The organism is Delftia tsuruhatensis NBRC 16741 (assembly GCF_001571325.1).
GTDB lineage: Bacteria > Pseudomonadota > Gammaproteobacteria > Burkholderiales > Burkholderiaceae_C > Comamonas > Comamonas tsuruhatensis.
The window spans coordinates 1-19,686 of the sequence record NZ_BCTO01000049.1; the positions used below are offsets into that span (position 1 = coordinate 1).

Sequence of the window (19,686 nt, forward strand, 5' to 3'; positions counted from 1 at the left end):
CGAGGCCCACGGCGCTGAACAGCCTTGGCAAACCTTGCTGGCTGCGGCGCTGCGTCCAGTCCAGCGCGGAGCCTTGCGGGTCGGCGTCCAGCAACACGACGTGTTGGCCGCGCATCGCCAGCTCGCCAGCGATGTGGGTAGCCAGCGTGGTTTTGCCGACGCCGCCTTTCTGGTTGAGCAGCGCGACGATCATGGCCTGGCCCTCCCTGTTGGAAAGCCCGGTTGTTGCCGCTGTGCTTCGCGCCGCGTGGCGGTTTTCCACCGAGGTGCGGCGCTTCTACTACCAGTTAGATGTTTTAAGTTAGGGAAGTTAGGGGAGGCCGAAACCCGCGCCGTTATTGGCTTTGCGGCCGATCCGTACTCCTGATAGCACGAGAGTCGTACTCCCGATAGCACGATACCTCGTACTCCTGATAGCACGAGCCCGTCCACAAGCTGCGCACCGTTTATCCCCGTGCCGCGAACGGCACGGGCCGGAAGGTCAGCAGCTCGGCGCTGTTGTCCGGCATCCGCTCGATGCCTAGGACGTAGCCGGGCAGCGACTGCCGCGCGACCAGTGCGCGCAGGTCGTAGGCGAAGTCTGAGAAGCGCGTGGCACTGCCCGATTTCCGATACAGGTGTCGGAAATCGAATTGCCAACCACCCGGCTGTCGCCCGCCGTGTTTGCGCACCAGCCGGTACAGCCATCGCTCGATGCCGCCCGTGAGCCGGAAATACGCTGGGTCGATGGTCAGCACCAGCGCGGCATCCATGACGCCCGCGTAAAACCAGTCCGGCAGGATCAGCTCCAGCCCTAAGGGCGTGCCCTTGGTATCGGCCAGTTCCTTCCATTCGTTGATCCACGAGAAGCGGTGCAGCCGTCTTCCCGTGGTCTCCCGAATGGACGTGGCCACCGTCGTGGATTGCAGGCGATCCAAGGCCGCCTTGAGGCGCTGGTAGTCGCGCAGCGACGTACCGCGCCCAATGAATCGCTGGATCTCGTAGGGCGTGGCCTGCATGAGCCGCGATGGACGCAAGCCCGCGTCGCGCGCCTCCACAATCTGCGAAGCCGCCCAAATGAGCACATCTGCATCCCAAATCGTGGCGATGCCATGCTCCTGCGTTCCCTCCACGCGGATCGTGATGCCGCTGGCGCGGAAGTCGATCGGCGCCACGCGCCGCGACTTCGCCAGCGAGAAGAACGGAAAGGCCATCAAATCCTGGCTGTCGCGCGGCGCCATGTCGCCCGGCAGGGCACGGAACAGGTCGAGCTGTTCGCGCTCTGGCACGAGCCGCTGCCGGGACGGCAGCGCAGGGCTGGACATGGCGAAAGCCACCCGCGCGCCAGCGGTCAGCGCGCACGGCTGTCCGCCGAATGCTGCTCGGCGTACTCGGGATCGGATGTGCTCTCGAAGCTGCGCTCGGAAGCCCAGGCATCGAGATCGGCCACGGCGTACATGACGCGGCGGCCGAATTTGCGGAACTTGGGGCCGCCGCCCAGCACGCGCTGCTTTTCCAGCGTGCGCGGTGACAGTCGCAGGTAGTCGGCGGCTTCGTCGTTGGTGAGATAACGCTGCGGTTGCGCGACAGCGGCCGAGGTGGTTGCGGGAGCGGCGGCAGGCCGCAAGGGAGCAGGACGCATGGTGAGAACCTCCATCGGTTGCAGGGCTCCGGCCACACAGCGCAACCGGATGGAGGCAGTCTCAGAAAATGAAGCTCTCTTGCTCAGGGTCGTTTTGCGTGGCCTTCAAAACGACCCTTCTCAAGCGGCGCAAGCTGTGCTAGGCGGCGATAGCCGCCGCGCATCAGCGCATCGCCGCGCCGCGTCAGGCGGCGCACCTTGGAGCGCAGGCCGCCGTCGCTGTACCAACCGGCTGCGGCATCCACGCCGAACAAGCCTTCGGCCACATCGCGCAAGGACGCACCCGCCAGGGTTGCGTCGAGCGCCTGCAAGGTGTGCAGTTCCAGCAAGGCCGAATGCGATGGCCGGGGCCGAGCATTGGCCAGCGCCGCACCGGGCGCATGGCCGCGTGCAGGTGCGGCAGCACCGCCGTGATGGGCATAGGCGACAGCCATGCCGTCCTCCAGGCCGGGTGCCAGCGCGAAGCGCAGGCAATGGCCAGGGCTGCGCGCGATCAGCACCAGCCGCTTGCCATCGTGGATCAATTGCTTGTGACCAGGGATGCGCCAGAACGCGAAGGCGGTGGCATTCTGCGGTGGGTCGGCATCGGGGTAGAGCTGCACCACGCCGGCATGGCCGGGGAGCCAGGCCGGATGCGCGTCGCGCGCATCCAAGGCTGGGTCTTCCAGCAGGCGTAAGCCCCAGCGATGCGCCGCGTGCTGTGCCGCCTGCGGCCGGCGATGACGGTGCAGCCAGTCGAGCCGGTAGTCGGGATGGCGCCGCAGGTACTCCCAGGCCAGTGCGAGTGCATCGAGCCGCAGAACGTAGAGGTAGGCGGCGGTGGGATACCAGTGCGGGAAATGGTGAGGGCTGACCATGACGAAAGCTCCTGTCGAACAGCAGGAACGTCGCCACGGGCCGATCAAAACGAAGCTATCGCATCCAGATCAAAACCATCATCTGCATCAATTCAAGCATGTAACATGCGGTGTCAAGACTGATTGGCTCCGGTGTATTGCGAATCCCGTCCGAATGCGACGACCGCCCGACCCGACAACGTCATGCGGCACAAAACACCGTGCCCGTACCCGCATAAAAGATCGTGACTGATTGGGTCACACCAGCACGGGTTGAATGCAAGAGTGCGGATTCAGACCGGACAGGTCTGGAATAAGACTGAAATAGTCCCAATACGCCCCGCTTGGCCGCAGTGCGAACGGTTCAATCGAGGATGGAACCATTCTCCTGGGCCAGCCGCAGATATTCCGACAGCGGGCGTGCCGCCTGAAAATACCGATCCCGCATCACGGGCTGCTTGCGTGGCCCGACGATGGATTCCAGATCGGACAGCTTCACGGTGCCCAGCTCGGGCATTCCCAGCCCCAGGTCGATCAGGCCAAAGGCCGTATCGCCATCGGCCGGATCGAGCGCGGCCAGCAGCCAAGTGAGATGCGCGTCCGGCGTGAACAACCGCACCACGGGCAACGGGTCGATGGAGCCGCCAGCGGCGCGATTCTGGCCGTGGGCCAGCAACTGCCTGCGCTCGTCCTCGGTGATGAGTCGGTTCATGGGCAGCCCTTTCTTGGAACAAATCCACCGAAGCGTGAAAGCGTAAAGCCGTATCGGCGGATTTGAGGAAATGCACGGATTCGGTTTTGTGCTTCCGTGAAAAACCGCAAATGCGTATTTCTGTAAAGACGTAGAAGCACGAAAAAGGATTGATTCGGAATGAATGAGTTAAAGATAACGTGGTTTTAATTGTGCTGCGAATTGACGCTTCTGTCTATGCAGAAGCGAACCGTCCAGCGCGGCCGACCGGCCGGCTCCACCACCCATGACGCCGAGCTGGCCCACGCCTTCGGCGCGGCGGTGCGTGCTCTGCGGATGGAGCGCGGCATCGCGCAGGAATCGCTGGCACACCAGGCCGGCATCGAGCGTTCCCACATGGGGAAGATCGAGCGCGGCGAGCACATGCCCACGCTGGCGATCATTTTCAAGATCGCTGGCGCGCTCGAATGCAGCACGGCAGTGCTAATGAGCGAGGCTGAAAGCCAGCTCGCAGCGGCGGCCCCGCCGTAGGCGCTGGCCCGGCCGATCCGGCGCAAGCCGGTTCGGCGGTGTTCAAGGGGCGCCAAGTGCAGCGCGGCGGGGATGGGCCTTGCGCCGATCCCCTGGAGCAAGCGACGCGCGCAGCGCCGCAGGCGCGAAGGCGTGAGGGATTGGCGCCGAATGGCCGTGACGACAAAGACGGCACGGGGCGCAGCCAGCTAAGCCCGGCGGTGCAAGGCACCGACACGCCCGGCCGTTCTTGCAGCCGCAGACTCGCCCCATGCCTCAACAGAAGCGGCCCAACATGGGCCACGCTCCTGCAATGACCAGGCTTCCATGCAGCTCTGCGAAAGCGGCACGGCGCCCCGCCGCGTGGGCGGGGCGCTGGCGGCCATCAGGCCGCCTGGGGCTTGCTGCGCGACCAGATCAGCGTGTGCGTGCCGTCCTCTTCCTCGATCAGCCGGGCATAGACCGTTGCTGGGAACGAAGGATCGTCGAGGGTCACGGACACGTAGGGCCGTTCGGCCTTGCTGACTTTCTTCCACGCCGCGCCGATGTCGAAGCCCGCCGCCTGCACGCGGAAGTCGGGGGCGTGTTCGTTGTCCCCCTTGTCGTTGGGAACCAGCTTGGCCTTGACGTTGAGGGTCAGGGTGCGCAGCGTGCCGGTGAAGCCGTCTTTGTCCGCGGTGAAGGTGCCGATGGTTGCCATGATGAATCTCCTTACGATTGAACAAGGTTCGCGCCCATCGCGTCCTTGTTGTGATCCGACCGGCGGGAGACGGGCTGGCTGCACCGCTTGCGGTCGCAACGCAGTGGAGAACCGGGAGGCGAAAAGAATTTGTCCCGCGAGGAATGCGCGCAGCGCAGGGGGAAATTGTTTTCGCCGGACGGTTGCAGCCATAAAGCCCGAGGCGCAGCCGTGCCACCGCCAGGATTCACAACAAGACAAGGACGCCTTGGGCCGAACCGCTTCGAAAGGAGACAGGGCTGACTCGGCATCCCCGCACGAACGCTGCACTGGCTCGCTCCCAGACGCGGGCCAGGTCAACACCCCAATGACGGGCGAGAACGCCCCGGTCACACCTTGCGGCGCCAGTCTTGAGGCGTGGCATGGAAGCTCCATAGCGATGCCGGGCGGGATGCCCGTGAACCGTCCTTCGTAACGTGATGGGCAGGAACCGTCAGCGTCGGGGACGGCACGCATCCGTACAACCTGCCGCAGCAAGCTCCAGCGTATTCGCCAGTTCCCCGCCCATCGCGGCGGGGGCGCCGGCTTGGCCGATCCGGCGTTGCCGGTTCGGCGGTATTCGACGGGCGTCAAGCACCGCGCGGCAGGGATGAGCCTTGCGCCGATCCTCAGGAGGCAAGCGCAGGCGCGAAGGCGTGAGGGATTGAAGCCGAATGGCCGTAATTCGGCACGAAGCACGGGACGCAGCTCGAAAGCCCGGCGGCGCTTCGCGCCGACACGCCCATGCCATTCAATATGCCCTCAGGAAAAACTAAAGATGCGGCATGAGCCAGAACCACAATGCCACCCCCATCACCAGCCACAGCGCCACGATCATCACTGCCCCGAACCGGCTCCGCGGCTTGGCGCCTTCCGCCAGCATCCATTCATCGGCCTGAATACGGCATTGCGCCAGCACATCGGATGGCAGCAGCTTCACAGTCAACCAGATCAGCACGGGCAACAAGATCACATCGTCCACATAACCCAGCACCGGAATGAAGTCTGGAATCAGGTCAATGGGACTGAGCGCATAGGCCACCACGAACAGCCCCAGCGCCTTGGCATACCAAGGCGTGCCGGGATGCTTGCCGGCAAACCACAGCGTCACGCCATCACGCTTGATCCGCCTGGCCCAAGCCTTCAAGGTGACGCCGATGCTCATGCGGCCCCGCGCTGCACTTCGATCGTGACATGCGACAGTTCGTGAATATGCGCGAGCAGTGCCTTGTAGTGCGCGGGCTCCTGGGGCTCCCGAGCCACCAGTGAGACGATGGCCGCGAAATGCCCTGGCCCCACCTGCCAGACATGCAGATCTGTAACCTCGCTTCCCGTCGGCTCCACGGCCTCCCGAATCTCCTGCCGCACTTCCTCGCCCTCGACTGCCGCATCGAGCAACACGCTGCCGGAGTCCCGGATCAGCCCCCATGACCAGCGGGCAATCACCAGCGCGCCCACCACACCCATGACCGGATCAGCCCACAGCCAGCCGTAGCTGCGGCCGAGCAGCAGCGCGACGATGGCGAATACGGATGTCAGCGCATCGGCCAACACATGGATGTACGCGGCGCGCAGATTGTTGTCGCGGCTCTTGCCTGGCACATGATGGTCGTGATCGTGGTGGTGATGTCCATGATTGTGACCGTGATGCGCATGGTCGTCCTTCAGCAGCCAAGCGCAGACCAGGTTGACGCCCAGGCCCACGACAGCCACGGCGATCGCCTGGTTAAAGTCGATATGGATGGGTTGGGTGAGCCGTACCAGACTTTCCCAAGCGATCAGCAGGGCAATCAAGGCCAGGACGATCGCGCTGGCGAAGCCGGCCAGATCGCCGAGCTTGCCCGTGCCGAAGGTAAAGCGCGGATTGCCCACATGCTGGCGCGCAAAGCGGTAGGCCAGCGCGGTAATCAGCATCGCGCCCGCATGGGTGGACATATGCCATCCATCGGCCACCAGCGCCATGGAGCCGTAGATCGAACCGGCCACGATTTCCACCAGCATCATGCTGGCCGTGAGAGCGATCACCAGCCACACCTTGCGCTCATTGCGCTGGTGGTCGCTGCCGAGAAAGAAATGGTCGTGGCCTGAGGCCGAGGGGGTATAGGTCATTGTCATCGGGGAGTCCCTGTCATCTGGAAAAGGTCGCCGGCGGGCGGCGGGTTTATTTCATGTAGGCTCGGATGACCTCGACCATTTCCTCGCCGCCCTGGCGGCGCTCCTTGTCCGTTTCAACTTCCAGGACGTGCTCGCGCAAATGGTCTTCCATCACCTCGGCGGTCAGGCCATTGACCGCGCCGCGCACTGACGCGATCTGGCGTAGCACTTCCACGCACGCCGCGTCTGATTCCAAAGCGCGCTCGATGCCTTCCAACTGCCCTTTGATGCGGCGAACACGGGCGACCAGCTTGTCTTTCTGGCGAGAGGTATGGGACATGACAGCCGACAATTAATATAGTCTAGGGGGCTATATTATAACAACAGCAAAGACGGCATGAGGCGCAGCCGGAAAACCCGACAGCGCGTTGCCGGGCGTGACGCCCGGCAATTTCAACGCCGCCGCCTGAGTGCCAGCGAAGGCGGCGGCGTTCTGATGGAGCTGTTGGGCCTTCAACACCGGGCGCGGCCACCGCCGCGCCCGGATTGGGCTTTTACCGCGCCCAGGACGGAACGGCCTGGGCGCGGTGCTGATCGCGGTTATTCCTTCGTTTTGATGAGCCACCACACGGCGCGCGGCAAGGCGCGTCCCGTGATGGGGTGAATGTCGGCGAGGTCGGCGCGCGTCGTCCAGCCCGAGGGCGGGAGGTAGCCGCACACGTCGCCATCGCCGCGCCAGCGGCGGGCGCGCACCGTGCCGGGCGCGTAGATCGCCGCCATGCGCGGGCGGCTGGTCGTGGTGCGGGTCATGGGGCGGTTCTCCTTCCAGCGAAGCGCCCCGGTCAAGGCCGGGGCGATTGCCATTGGCGCGGGTCAAGCAGCCAGCGCCTCGGCGGGTTCATCCGCCATTACCTCGGCATCCTCCGGGGCGTCCTGTTCCGGGCCTTCCTCCTGCGCAGCTCCCTGCGAGCCTATGGCCTTGAAGATGGCGGGCATCCAGCCCGTACCATCGGCCAGTCGTTCGGCTTCGCTGGCAATGTCGGCTTTCTTCAGCTTTGCCAACCGGGTGACGTGCTCGGGCGCGTACTCGCCCACGGCTCGCAGAATCACGGCCTTTGGAACATGCCGGAAATACCCCTCGGCAGTCGGCTGCCACCACGCGGCCATGTCCAGCCCCACGGCCTGCGCTAGTTCCGCGCCCGGCTGCTGCACCGTGGCACGCGGCGTCACCACGTCCACCGTCGAAGCCACGCACACGGCCAGCAGCTTGACCAGTTCGCCTTGCTCCATCGCCAGCAGCGCAGCGAACAGTTCGGCGCTGTCCTCGGGCAGCTTCTCGCCCCATGCCTGCTGCGCCTCGTGCAGAGCCACAGCAGCAGGCGATTCCGGCCAGTCCGGGGCCATGCCTTCCAGCCTGTCCTGCACCGTGAGGCGAACCCCCAGCGGCAGATCGTGGCCGTAGTGACTGCCCTGCAAGATGGTTTGCACCATGCCATGCACCAGCGCCGCCAGCGCCACCTGCGGATGCCGGGCGACTTCGGTTTGCAGCGCGGCGGTGCGGTGGGCGCTCAAGCGTTGGGCCAGCCGGTCGGACATGGCTGCGGCCTTGGGTGCTTCGTCGGCATCTTCGCCGTCGTCGTCGCCTTCGATTTCCGCGCCGCTAAAACCTTGGCGCAGCTTCTCCAGCGTGCGCAGCGCCTTGGCCTCGGCTTCGCGCAGCAACCCGCGATGAATGACGGCTTCGCCGTTGCGGTCGATGGTGACGATGGCACCGGCTGCGGCCTTCACGCTCGCGGCATAGTCCAGCAAGCCATCCTCCAATGCCTGCAACTGCTCGCCCAGGCGCTCGCCTTCTTCCTGCAAGGCTTCGGCCTTGTCCTCGTCGTCGGCGTCCATCGCGGCATCAATGGCTTCGGCCACTTCCTGCATCTTGGCCTGCAACTTCTCGATGCGCTGTGCGTCGCGCTTGCCCGGTGCGCGGCGCTCCCTCGGCGCACGCTGAAAGGCGTGCAGGTCGGCATGGGTCACGCCCGGCGTGGCATCCACCCATGCCCAGCCCTCGGTGCGGATTGTGTCGGCAATGCTCGCCAGCTTCTGGCGCACCAGCGTTTCCAGCAGAGCGGCATCGTTGAGGTACACGCCCGCATCGCCTTCCGCGAACAGGTCGCGGCGGATGCCTCCGCCTGCCTGCTCGTAGGTGTCCAACCCGACAAAGCGCACCAGCGGATGCGATGCCCCAATCTCGCGCTCGGTCAGCCGCTCGCGCAAGTTGGACGGGTTGCGCTGCCACTGTGGCGCATCATAGAACGCGGCCTCCTGCGCGGCGTGGTCGTCGGTGATGGACAGCGCCATCAACTGATCCAGCGTCACGGCATCGGCGCGATAGTCGGCCATCAGGCGGGGCGAGACATTCGCCAGCTTCAAGCGGCGCTGCACCACCAGCGGCGTGACGGAGAAATCCGCCGCAATGTCCTCGATGGGCCGGCCCTCGGCCACCAATGCCGCAAACGCTTCAAACTGATCTGCGGGGTGCATGGCTTCGCGCTGCACGTTTTCGGTGAGGCTGGCCGTGCGGGCCGTGCCATCGGCCACCTGCAGGCAAGGCACCTCCCAATCCTTGGCGATGCGGTGTTTCTTCGCCAGCAGCTTGAGGGCTGCAAGGCGTCGGCCACCGGCCACCACCTCGTAATGCTCGCCATCAGCGGCGGGAATCACGATCAGGTTTTGCAGCAGGCCAACGCGCTGGATGCTCGCGGCCAGTTCGGGGATGGACATGCGCGGGGTCTTGCGCACATTGCGGCCCGTGGGGCGCAGCACCAGCCGCGACAGCGGAACCAGAATCATGTGCTTGCTCGGGTCGGCGGCTTGCAGCACGTTCGCTGCGCTGCTGGCTGCGGTGTGGACGGCGCGGGCTTCGGTAGTGGTAACGGCGTTCATGGTGAATCTCCAATAAGTGAAACAAGGAAATGGAGGGGAACCGCCCCTCCGGCGGGGGAACGGTTCAAGCCTTAAGCTGGCGCATACCATCGGCCAGCAGCCACAGGGCACGGTTCAGCCGAATGTCGGAATCAATGCCCTGCACGGGGCGGGTCTGCTGCCTGCGTCCGTTGGTGCTGCGCCCGGACAGGCCGCCTTTGGTGAGGTTTTCTTGAGTGCGGTTGAACACGCTCCACAAGTCCGGGCGGCGGTCGTCGAAGCGGCGCGGCATCAGAATTTGCGATTCGGTGACAGGCGCTGGCTTGTCCGGGTCGTCGTACTTCAACGCCAGCGCAGCACGGGCGAACACCTCCGATTCGCCATCGTCCAAGGTGATGCCGCGCATCAGGTCGCGCGATTCCTTCACCCGCTCGAAGCCGCTCAACACCTCATAAGCGCCTTCGATGACGTGCCCGGCCACGTTGCCTTTGTGGGGTACGCGCACATCGGCCACGGTGTCACCGCACACCAGCCCATTGCTGCACACGAAGCGGAACATTCCGGCCAGCATCTGGTAGCTGCTCGTGCCGTCATGGGAGTTCAGCAGCACGATTTCGTTAGCTTCCGCGCCGTTGATCTGGCTGGCATGGCGCAGGCGCAGCATGTGTTTCGTGTGCTCGCGCTTGCCTTCATCGCGCACGCGGGTCTGCGTCACCATGAAGGGTTGAAACCCCTCTTTGCGCAGTTCGGTCAGCACGGCGGCGGTGGGGATATAGGCGTACCGCTCGGAACGGCTCTCATGCGGTGCATCCGCGAAGATGGACGGGGCCACCCTGCGAATCTGGTCATCGGACAGCGGGTAGCCGCTGCGCAGCGCCGGGGAGTGGGAAGCGAAACGGGTTGCAAGCATGTCGTTCTCCTGAACAAAAAGGCTGTTGAAGAAAACCGCACACCGGATTCCTAGATTCGGAGCCCAGCCTTTCGGCTGTTCGGTGCGGTCGGCACGAGGAACCCGGTTGGCCCTGTTGCCACCGTCCTTCCTGAGTTCATCGCCCGCGACGGTCAGGAGCGCGCGGACGGGGGCCGTCAAGGAGACAAGCGCAGGGTTGGTGCGGCCCGCAGGCGCAGCCGAGGACACGGCCCTGCGCGCCTTGACGGCACACAGCCGCGGGCTACAGTCGCGGTGAAGGTGATGAAGTCAGGGAAGACGGCTGGACATGGCAACGGCCGTCCCTACACACCGACCGCACGGCAAGCGAAGCGCGCAGGCCCGAAGCTGGAAGCCGGGCCGGAGGCGTCAGCCGAGCGGAGCGAGGGAACGATGGAAGCCCGAAGGGGCGAGACGCCGCAGGCGGCTCGATGCGCCACGCGCACGACAGCGCGACCGGCTATCTCCCAGGTGGCCGGGGACGCCCAGCCTTCAAAGTGGAATGAACAACTGGATCAGGATGAGCAAACGCGAGGCATCGTCGATCTGCGGCTGATGTTGTCTGGCCGATCCGGCGCAGCCGGTTCGGCGGTCTTTGAGGGGTGCCAAGCATCGCGCGGCGGGGATAGCCCGCAGGGCTTTCCCCTGGAGGCAAGCGAAGCGCGCAGCGCCCCGTCAGGGGCGCGTAGGCATCATGCCGAGTCGTCAGGACGCAGGCTGGATTCCGCAACCGGCATCCACGGCGATGACGAGTCCAGCAGGTATCGCGCACCGCGCGCGTACAGACCCGACAGCCCGGTGGGCTGGTAGAACCCGGTGACGCGGCGCCGGAACTGTGCGCCGTACTCGTTGGTGTAGATCACCGCGTCGCCGATCTTGAAGCGCAAGGGCTGGCCGTTCTCCGGCGCGAACGGCTTGAGCGCATCGTGCTGCGCCGTGATTTCGATGATGTAGTCGTGATGGCTGCTCATGGCATTGATCTCCTTCGATGGTCGAGAAAGCACAAGGAGCGCCTTGCGGCGCTCCCAAGGCCAGGTCAGACAGCGATCCGCCCGGCCAAGCGCGCATCGCGCGCATAGGCGCTCAACCGCTTCTCGGCGCGGAAAGACAGGTCACGCTCGATCGGCAACCCCAGCCGCCCGCGCACCGCTGCCAGCTCGCCCAGGCTGACCCAGCCGATTTCCGGCATCCCCAGGCCTAGGTCGCAAAGACCAAAGACGTGGTCGTGGTCGTCGGGATCAATCTCGGTCAGCAGCCAGGTCGCGCCCGCATCGGGCGTGAACAGCTTGACTACGGGCGCCGGATCGAAGTCCGGGTTCTCCAAGGATGCGCGGCCGTTGGCCAGCAGCAGCGCACGCTGCTCGTCGGTGATGAATGCGTAGTTCATGCTGAACTCCTGAAAGGATGCCGGGCGGAATTGCCCAGCCCCTGCGGGTCACGGCGCAGCGCAAGCCGTCAAGGGGCACGACGGCCGCAGGCCGCAAGCGCCCATGGCGCGCCGCCCTTTACGGCGCGAACGCCGTGGCACCATGGGGAGACAGCAAGCCGCCACACCCCACCATCCAGCTACACCCGGTCTTGGCAAGCGCAGCGCGCAGGCCCTGGTCAGCAAGTTGGGCCGGAGGTGTCAGCGATGAGAGCCCGCATGGGGCGAAACCCGCAGGGGTTCAATGCGCAGCACGACAGCGTGGCCGGCCATGCTCCAGTGGCCGGGATCGCCCTGCATCTGCGGTGAAACAGAAAAACGCCTTGGGTGACGATGCTGATCACCTTGATCAATTTGCAGGAAGGATGCGACTACGAAACGCGTGCGCGTTCACCGTAGTCGCAGGCTCACATCGTCTGCGGCGCGTTATTTGACCGAGGTCACGACGTAGCCGTCACCCTCTTTCTTGAACCCGACGTGGACTTTCGCGCCCACGGCGAGTTTGTCGTACAGGGCCTTGTCCTTGACGCCAAACGCCATGGTCATCGCGGGCCACCCCAGGCTCTTGACGGGGCCATGCGCAAGGGTGACCTTGCCCTGGACCGCGTCAAATTCCTTCACCACGGCATCGGCCTCATGGGCCGCGGACTTGGCGGTGCCTTTGGCGTCCATGCCTTTCATCATGTCCTGGCACTTCTTGGCATCCATGTCCTTCATGTCCATGCCCTTCATCCCCTTCATGTCCATGCACTCCTGCATGCCCTTACCCTCCATCTTCATGCTGCCCATGTCGCCGGATTGGGCGAAGGTGGCAGCAGAAAACGCCAAGGCGGCGATCAGCGTTGCGGTTGAGACGAGTTTCATGATGGATTTCCTTTTCTGAGCTTTAAAAATGGGGCCGGCCTTCTGGCAGGCCCCGGATGGAACGCGGCCACTGGGAATGGCCAGCGTTGGAGAGTCATGGGCTGGTGCTCACGACCCGGGGTTCGTGCATGCCTTGACCTGGGCCTCGTAACGCGCCTTGCGCATCCGGTTTTCTCCAGGCGTCGTTTGGGCACGCGGGCCGTGATCCAGCGGCAGCACCAGCGGGTCGGTCGGGCAGTTCACCCGCTGACCTGTGGTGCCGTCGACTCGGGTGGTACTGGCCGTTTGCGATGCTGCTGCCGCCTGTTTGGCTGCGCGTGCCTTCTCGATGGCCTGGAAGTCGGGGCCGGCCAGTGCAGGCAGAGAAGCGCCCAGCGCCAGGGCGGCGATGAGGGGGAGCAGTGATTTTTTCATGATGGTTTTCCAAGGTTGGTTGATCCAAAAAGTCCGAGAGGAGCCTCATCGGATCAATCCAGCCACCGGCAGAACGCTAGGCGTACAGGCCATCGCAGTCGACCGCCTCCCGCATCAAAGAACCAGGTCGGCGCCGGCGCCACCGTCGCAAGCGCGAGCCAGGCCACCGGAGCCTGCTCTCGCGCTTCGCATTCGCCGGTGAATGCGTGAGCCGCTGGTGCCGGTGCGATGGCACAAGCCGGGCATACCTGGCAATCGTCGGCGCTGCTGGGCAACGGGCGCGAGGCCACCATTGCCGTCATCACCGGGCCGGCGTGCTGAATCTCCTGGGCGGAAACGGCAGCGCGTGTCGCTGTGCCCAGCAGCAGCGACAGGCAAAGCACCGCCGCACCCCATGCGCGGCCGCCACCGGAGCGTTCAAGTGGCCGCATGACGACGCCTCCAGAACATCCGCCGCGATGCCTTGCGCTCGCGCGGCCGCCGCATCAACAGGTAGGCCGCGGGAATGACGAACATCGACAGCAACGGGGCCGTGACCATCCCTCCCACCATCGGCGCGGCGATGCGCTGCATCACCTCGGAGCCGGTGCCCGTGCCCCACATGATCGGCAGCAGGCCGGCCAGGATGACGGCCACCGTCATCGCTTTGGGCCGCACGCGCAGCACGGCGCCCTCGCGAATGGCATTCAGCAGATCGGCCTCGCTGGTCGTGCCGCGGCCGACTCGCTCCTGCCAGGCGTTCTTGAGGTACAGCAGCATGATCACGCCGAATTCGGCGGACACGCCAGCCAGTGCGATGAAGCCCACCGCACCCGCGATCGACAGGTTGTAGCCCAGCAGGTACAGCAGCCAGATGCCGCCCACCAGCGCGAATGGGAGCGCAGCCATGATCAGAAGCGCTTCACCGAACGCGCCGAAGGTCAGGTACAGCAACACGAAGATGATGAGCAGCGTGAAGGGCACCACTACCTTGAGCTTGGCGGTGGCCCGCTCCAGGAACTCGAACTGTCCCGACCAGGAGATTGAGTAGCCCGGCGGCAGCTTTACCTGCTTGGCCACGGCCTGCTGCATGTCCTGCACCGCGGAGCGCAGGTCGCGGTCCCGGATGTCGACGTACACCCAGCCCGACAGGCGCGCGTTCTCGCTGCGCAGCATCGGCGGCCCGTCGGCAATGCGGATGTCGGCCACGTCGGACAGCACCAGGCGCTGGCCGCGCTCGGTCACGACGGGCAGGGAGCGCAGTTTTTCCAGCGAATCGCGCATCTCGCGCGGGTAGCGCAGGTTGATCGGGAAGCGCTGCAGGCCTTCCACCGTCTCGCCGATGTTCTCGCCGCCCACGGCGGACGAGACCACCGACTGCACGTCGGCGATGTTCAGGCCGTAGCGGGCCGCATCGTCGCGCCGGATGTTCACATCCACATAGCGCCCACCCGTGAGCCGCTCGGCCAAAGCGCTGCTGACGCCGGGCACGTCCTTGAGCGTGCGTTCGATCTCTGCGGTGATGCGATCGATGGTTGCTAGGTCGGTGCCCGCGACCTTAACCCCCACAGGGCTCTTGATGCCCGTGGCCAGCATGTCAATGCGGTTGCGGATCGGCGGCACCCAGATGTTGGACAGGCCCGGCACCTTGACGATGCGGTCAAGTTCCTCGACCAGCTTGTCGGTCGTCATGCCGGCGCGCCACTGGTCGCGCGGCTTGAACTGGATCGTCGTCTCGAACATCTCCAGCGGAGCGGGGTCGGTGGCGCTCTCCGCGCGGCCGGCCTTGCCGTAGACGCTCGCGACCTCCGGCACCGTCTTGATCAGGCGGTCGGTCTGCTGCAGCAGCTCTCCCGCCTTTCCTGCCGACAGTCCCGGCAGCGCCGAAGGCATGTACAGCAGGTCACCTTCGTCCAGCCGCGGCATGAACTCGCCGCCGATGTGCTGCAGCGGCCACAGGCTGGTGGCCAGCACCACGACCGCCACCACGAGCGTGAGCTTTGGGGCGCGCAGCACCCTGTCGAGCAGCGGCCGGTAGACCGCGATCAACAGGCGATTGAGTGGATTGTTTTTCTCATCGGGGATGCGGCCACGGATCAGGTAGCCCATGAGCACCGGAATCAAGGTCACCGACAGGCCGGCCGCAGCCGCCATGGCGTAGGTCTTGGTGAACGCCAGCGGCGAGAACAGGCGTCCCTCCTGCGCTTCCAGCGTGAACACAGGCACGAAGGACAGCGTGATGATCAGCAGCGAGAAAAACAACGCCGGCCCCACCTCCGCCGCCGAGTCACCGATGACCCGCCACCGGGCCGGCCCTTCGAGCACCTCGCCGGGGTGCTCATGGCTCCAGTGCTCCAGATGCTTGTGGGCGTTCTCGATCATCACCACCGCCGCGTCGACCATCGCACCGATGGCGATCGCGATACCCCCCAGCGACATGATGTTGGCGTTGACGCCCTGGTAGTGCATCACGATGAACGCCGCCAGGATGCCCAGGGGCAGAGAGATGATCGCGACCAGCGCCGAGCGCAGGTGGAACAGGAAGATGAAGCAGACCACCGCGACGACGATGAACTCCTCGATCAGCTTGTGCGTGAGGTTGTCGACCGCGCGTTCGATCAGCCCGGAGCGGTCGTACACCGGCACGATCTCCACGCCCCGCGGCAAGCTGGACGCCAGGCCCTTGAGCTTGTCCTTGACCGCGGCAATGGTCTGCAGCGCGTTCTTGCCTGAGCGCATGACGATCACGCCGCCGACGGCTTCGCCCTCGCCATTGAGTTCGCCGATACCGCGGCGCATCTCCGGACCGATCTGCACCCGGGCCACGTCGCCCAGGCGCACTGATACGCCGGCGGCTGTCGTCATCAGCGGCACCTTCCTAAAATCCTCAAGACTCCCCAGGTAGCCCGAGGCGCGCACCATGTATTCGGCCTCGCCGAGTTCGAGCACCGAGCCGCCGGTCTCCTGGTTCGCGCGCTGGATCGCCTCCACGACCTTGGTGTGCGGGATGCCGTAGGCCGCGAGCTTGTCCGGATCAAGCACGATCTGGTACTGGCGCACCATGCCGCCTACCGAGGCAACCTCGGCCACGTCGGGCACGGTCTTGAGCTCGTACTTGAGGAACCAGTCCTGCAGGGCGCGCAGTTGCGAGATGTCCATCTTGCCGCTGCGGTCGACCAGTGCGTACTCGTAGATCCAGCCCACGCCGGAAGCGTCCGGACCGAGCGAGGCCTTAGCCTGGGCCGGCAACCTCGACTGCACCTGGTTGAGGTATTCGAGGACGCGGGAGCGCGCCCAATATTGGTCGGTCCCGTCCTCGAACAGCACGTAGACGAAGGAGTCGCCAAAGAACGAGTAGCCGCGCACCGCCTTTGCGCCCGGCACCGAGAGCATCGTCGTCGTCAACGGGTACGTGACCTGGTTCTCGACGATGCGCGGCGCCTGGCCCGGATAGGTGGTGCGGATGATGACCTGCACGTCCGACAGGTCGGGCAGCGCGTCCAGCGGCGTTCGCTGTACCGCATAGATGCCCCAGGCGCTGAGTGCCAAGGTGGCCAGCAGCACGAGGAAGCGGTTGGCGATGGACCAGCGGATCAGCTTGGCGATCATGGCTTGCCTCCGGCCGCCATCGGCGTGACGTGCGTGAGCTGCGGCAGGTCGTCCGCGCCCATGAAGAACTCGAAGCGCACGCGATCACCGACCTGCACGTTGCGCGCCGCGCCGTCGGGCGGCAGTTTGAAGTCCATCGTCATCGGGCCCCACTTCATTGTGGGAATGGCGCCGTGCGACAGGGTCAACGCGTCCTTGCCGACGCTGACGACCTTGGCCTCACCGACATGCCGTGGCGCGCTGGCGGCCACCGGGGCCGAAGGCGAAGCTGGGGCAACCACGGCCGGCTCGCTGTTCAAGCGGGCCTCGACACCCTTGAGGCTGGCCTCCGAGTCGATCAGGAACTGCGAGGACACGACGACGCGCTGCCCCGCCGACAGGCCGCGCTTGATCTCGGTCTGGCCACTGTTCTCCAGGCCCGCCTCGACATCGACCGGACGGAAGCGCCCGTTGTCTTCGGCCACGATCACCACCGTGCGTTTGCCGGTCTGGATCACCGCCTCGGTGGGCACGAGCAGCGTCTTGTCGGGCCGCATGTCCACGAAGTTCATCGTGACGAACATCCCCGGTACCAGCCGGCTGCCAGGATTGGCGAGCTCCAGGCGAGCCTTCAGTGTGCGCGTGCTCGGATTCACCTCGGGCAGGATCGCCTGCACCTTGCCATCGAAGCTGCTGCCGGGCGCGGCCGGGCTACGGGCCTGCACCTTGGCGCCCGGGCGCAGCAGCGCGGCCTGGCTCTCGGGCACCTCGGCGTTGGCCCACACGGTGGACAAGCCGTTGATGCGGAACAGCGTCGCGCCCGGCATCACCGTCATGCCTTCACGCGCCAGCAATTCGACCACCACGCCGCCGATGGGCGCGCTCAGCGTGATGCGTGGCTGGGTCTTGCCGCTGCGCTCGACCAGCGCGATCTGGGCATCGTCCATGCCGACCTGGCGCATGCGCTGGCGCGCACCGTCGACCAGCCCACCCAGGTCCGTGCCTTTCATGCGCCGTACTGACAGGAACTCTTCCTGCGCAGCAACCCAGTCCGGGACATAGAGGCTGACCAGCGGTTGCCCCTTGGCGACCGGGTCCAGCGTGGCACGCACGTACAGGTGCTCGACGTACCCGGTGGCACGCGCTTGCACGATCGCCTGGTCACGCTCGTTGAAGGCGATGCTGCCCACCGCCGACACCTGCGGCGACAGCGTGCCTTCGGTCACTTCGGCGGTGCGAACGCCGAGGTTCTGCTGGATGCGCGAGCTGACAGTGACGTTTCCCTTATCTGCATCCCCGTCGGCATAGACCGGCGACATCATCATGTCCATGAAGGGTGACTTGCCCGGCTTGTCGAACTTGTTCGCCGGTACCATGGGATCGTTGTAGTACAGGATCTTCTTGCCATTGGCGGGATCGACGTCGCCGGCCTTGAGGCCGGCCGCGATATGCCGCCGCGTGGCGTCCTCGCCCGACTCATTGGCAGGCGCAGCAACAGCGGGAGTCGCCGCTTGCGGCGATGCCATGCCACTGGGATTCGAAGGCGTGGCCGGCATGTCGGCTCCGTGGCGCATGCCGAGGGTGTAGAGGCCGTAGCCGGCGGCGCCCAGCACGCCGGCGGCGACGAGGGCCATCACGAGGTTTTTGGTTTTCATGGGAGGTCTCTCGGTTGTGCTCAGGGGCGGGGTGCGGCCGTGTCGTGACCAGCCGGCACCAGGTAGTTCAGTTGTGCCCACAGGCGCGCCGCGCCCATTTCCAGGCGCAAGCGTTCGACGCGCGTGTCAATCTCGGCGCGGCGTGCCTCTAGCACCGCGGTCAAGGTGCCCGCGTTGCCGCGGTAGGCGGCGATCGAGGCGCGCGTGCGCTCGGTGGCCAGTGGCAGCAGCGAGCTGTCGTAGCGCGCCAGGCGCTCTCGGTCGCTGCGCCATTCCTGCAGCATCGCCAGTGCCTCGGCCACATGGGCGCGCGTGGCTTCCTCGCGCTCGGCGCGCTTTTGCTCGACACTGGCGAGCTTGGCGGCCAGCTCGCGGTCCTGGCGGTTTTTCTGGTCCCACTGCAGCGGGATCGAAACATTGAGCGAGACCATGTTCGAGTAGGCCGGGCCGCGCTGGCTGTACATCAGCTCGACGCTCACATCGGTCTTCTTGTTGGCTTGCGCGATGTCGGCTTCGGCCTGCGCGACCTCTTCCTGCTTTTGCATCACGGCGATTTCAGGGTGGTGGGCCAACTGGGCTTCCAAATCCTGCGGGCTCAGGCGAACCGTATCCAATGCCGGAACCGAGCCCAGGGGATCGCTTGCGACGGAGCCAATCCAGCGCGCCAGTTGCGTGCGGGCCGTGGCGACCTGGCGCTCGGCCTGCTCGATGCGGTCGTCGATCTGGGCGACCGCCGAACGGGCGGCGAACACATCGGCTTGCGTGCCGCGCCCGCCCCGGTAGGCGGCATCAGCGGCGTCGATCTGCAGGCGCGCTTCGTCGCGCTGGGTCACCAGCATGTCGCGCACACGCTCCTGGAAGAGACGGTCCAGCCAGGCCAAGGCGGTGTCGCGCTGCAGGTTGGCGAGCGCCAGGCTGCGCCCGGCCTCGGCGACTTCGGCCTCGCGCTCGTAGCGCCCGGCACGGGCCTTGAGTTTGTCTTCGCGTGTGAACTCCTGCATCACGCCGATGGAGCGCATGGTCATGAAGTCGCGCGTCGGGCTGAACCGATCCGCGCCGTTGACGGGCAGGTTGTTGATGCCGAGCTTGAGGGTGGGGTCTGGCCGCTGTCCGGCGGCGACCGCCATGTCCCGTGCGGCCGATGCCGTCGCATCCTGGGCCACGAGCGCGCGAGAACGGGTTTGTGCCAGGCGCAGCGCCTGATCCAGCGTCAGGCCGTCGGCGGCATGGGCTGCACCGGCGCCCATGGCGAATGCCGCAACGATGCCGGCAGCAAGCCTGCGCCATGGCACAGCGCCGCCCGGCGTGCGGAAAGAAAAAGAGTCGATGAACATGGGATCTCCAGTTGACGAATGCCATCAGGTCGAATGGAGCTTGGCGGGGGCGAGCGGAAACTCGCGGACACGCGCAAGCGCGACCGATCGGTCTGGTTCAGCCGGCTCAGGC

At 65.6% G+C, this 19,686-nt stretch carries 20 protein-coding genes; 1 reads left to right on the plus strand and 19 read right to left on the minus strand.

All coding sequences use genetic code 11. The annotated features are described in order from the left end of the window. The 5 genes from DTS01S_RS22430 to DTS01S_RS22450 all read right to left on the minus strand — a co-directional run. Positions 1–193 (minus strand): nucleotide-binding protein (locus DTS01S_RS22430; protein ID WP_156493784.1); only part of this gene is annotated, 193 nt, incomplete at its 3' end. Between the two features lie 253 nt (positions 194–446). Further along, positions 447–1,304 (minus strand): replication initiator protein A, encoded by an 858-nt coding sequence (locus DTS01S_RS22435; RefSeq protein ID WP_012202390.1) that lies wholly within the window; start codon positions 1,302–1,304, stop codon positions 447–449. 26 nt (positions 1,305–1,330) lie between these two features. Next, a complete protein-coding gene (locus DTS01S_RS22440; protein ID WP_016451569.1) occupies positions 1,331–1,621 on the minus strand; it encodes a helix-turn-helix transcriptional regulator in 291 nt (96 codons plus the stop codon). A gap of 83 nt (positions 1,622–1,704) precedes the next feature. Next, the gene (locus DTS01S_RS22445; protein WP_016451570.1) at positions 1,705–2,478 is read right to left on the minus strand and encodes a DUF2285 domain-containing protein; all 774 of its coding nucleotides are present in this window, start codon (positions 2,476–2,478) and stop codon (positions 1,705–1,707) included. Between the two features lie 343 nt (positions 2,479–2,821). Beyond that, positions 2,822–3,169, minus strand: a complete 348-nt coding sequence (locus DTS01S_RS22450; RefSeq protein WP_012202392.1) for a DUF2958 domain-containing protein — start codon at positions 3,167–3,169, stop codon at positions 2,822–2,824. A 216-nt stretch (positions 3,170–3,385) separates the two neighbouring features. On the opposite strand from DTS01S_RS22450, the gene DTS01S_RS22455 reads away from it, so the two are divergent. Beyond that, a complete protein-coding gene (locus DTS01S_RS22455; RefSeq protein WP_012202393.1) occupies positions 3,386–3,679 on the plus strand; it encodes a helix-turn-helix domain-containing protein in 294 nt (97 codons plus the stop codon). A gap of 364 nt (positions 3,680–4,043) precedes the next feature. Here the strand turns inward: DTS01S_RS22455 and DTS01S_RS22460 are convergent, their stop codons facing one another. The 14 genes from DTS01S_RS22460 to DTS01S_RS22525 all read right to left on the minus strand — a co-directional run bounded on the left by DTS01S_RS22460 (position 4,044) and on the right by DTS01S_RS22525 (position 19,574). Continuing rightward, positions 4,044–4,358 (minus strand): DUF736 domain-containing protein, encoded by a 315-nt coding sequence (locus DTS01S_RS22460; RefSeq protein ID WP_016451571.1) that lies wholly within the window; start codon positions 4,356–4,358, stop codon positions 4,044–4,046. Between the two features lie 790 nt (positions 4,359–5,148). Next, positions 5,149–5,541 (minus strand): YkvA family protein, encoded by a 393-nt coding sequence (locus tag DTS01S_RS22465; protein WP_012202395.1) that lies wholly within the window; start codon positions 5,539–5,541, stop codon positions 5,149–5,151. After that, entirely contained in the window at positions 5,538–6,485 is a 948-nt protein-coding gene (dmeF, locus tag DTS01S_RS22470) for a CDF family Co(II)/Ni(II) efflux transporter DmeF (RefSeq protein WP_017405395.1), read from the minus strand. Before dmeF ends, DTS01S_RS22465 begins: the two co-directional genes overlap by 4 nt. A gap of 52 nt (positions 6,486–6,537) precedes the next feature. Next, positions 6,538–6,810 carry a metal/formaldehyde-sensitive transcriptional repressor gene (locus tag DTS01S_RS22475; RefSeq protein ID WP_012202397.1) on the minus strand — a complete coding sequence of 91 codons (273 nt, stop codon included), beginning with the start codon at positions 6,808–6,810 and terminating at the stop codon, positions 6,538–6,540. 260 nt (positions 6,811–7,070) lie between these two features. Next, positions 7,071–7,280: a hypothetical protein gene (locus DTS01S_RS22480; RefSeq protein ID WP_012202398.1), complete on the minus strand. Its 210-nt coding sequence runs from the start codon at positions 7,278–7,280 to the stop codon at positions 7,071–7,073. Between the two features lie 63 nt (positions 7,281–7,343). Further along, on the minus strand, positions 7,344–9,407 hold the full coding sequence (locus tag DTS01S_RS22485; protein WP_016451573.1) for a ParB/RepB/Spo0J family partition protein: 2,064 nt from the start codon (positions 9,405–9,407) through the stop codon (positions 7,344–7,346). 64 nt (positions 9,408–9,471) lie between these two features. Then, on the minus strand, positions 9,472–10,296 hold the full coding sequence (locus DTS01S_RS22490) for a DUF932 domain-containing protein (protein WP_012202400.1): 825 nt from the start codon (positions 10,294–10,296) through the stop codon (positions 9,472–9,474). Between the two features lie 710 nt (positions 10,297–11,006). Further along, positions 11,007–11,285, minus strand: coding sequence for a hypothetical protein (locus DTS01S_RS22495; RefSeq protein WP_012202401.1), 279 nt, complete (start codon positions 11,283–11,285; stop codon positions 11,007–11,009). A gap of 65 nt (positions 11,286–11,350) precedes the next feature. Then, positions 11,351–11,701 carry a DUF2958 domain-containing protein gene (locus tag DTS01S_RS22500; RefSeq protein WP_012202402.1) on the minus strand — a complete coding sequence of 117 codons (351 nt, stop codon included), beginning with the start codon at positions 11,699–11,701 and terminating at the stop codon, positions 11,351–11,353. Between the two features lie 465 nt (positions 11,702–12,166). Continuing rightward, on the minus strand, positions 12,167–12,604 hold the full coding sequence (locus DTS01S_RS22505) for a copper-binding protein (protein ID WP_016451574.1): 438 nt from the start codon (positions 12,602–12,604) through the stop codon (positions 12,167–12,169). Positions 12,605–12,712: 108 nt separating this feature from the next. Then, a complete protein-coding gene (locus tag DTS01S_RS22510; protein WP_016451575.1) occupies positions 12,713–13,018 on the minus strand; it encodes a hypothetical protein in 306 nt (101 codons plus the stop codon). A gap of 417 nt (positions 13,019–13,435) precedes the next feature. Beyond that, on the minus strand, positions 13,436–16,606 hold the full coding sequence (locus DTS01S_RS22515; protein ID WP_016451576.1) for an efflux RND transporter permease subunit: 3,171 nt from the start codon (positions 16,604–16,606) through the stop codon (positions 13,436–13,438). Continuing rightward, complete coding sequence (locus tag DTS01S_RS22520; protein WP_016451577.1) at positions 16,603–18,240, minus strand: efflux RND transporter periplasmic adaptor subunit; 1,638 nt, start codon at positions 18,238–18,240, stop codon at positions 16,603–16,605. The genes DTS01S_RS22515 and DTS01S_RS22520 overlap by 4 nt, the downstream gene beginning before the upstream one ends. A gap of 20 nt (positions 18,241–18,260) precedes the next feature. Then, positions 18,261–19,574 (minus strand): TolC family protein, encoded by a 1,314-nt coding sequence (locus DTS01S_RS22525; protein WP_016451578.1) that lies wholly within the window; start codon positions 19,572–19,574, stop codon positions 18,261–18,263. Between the last annotated feature and the right edge of the window lie 112 nt (positions 19,575–19,686).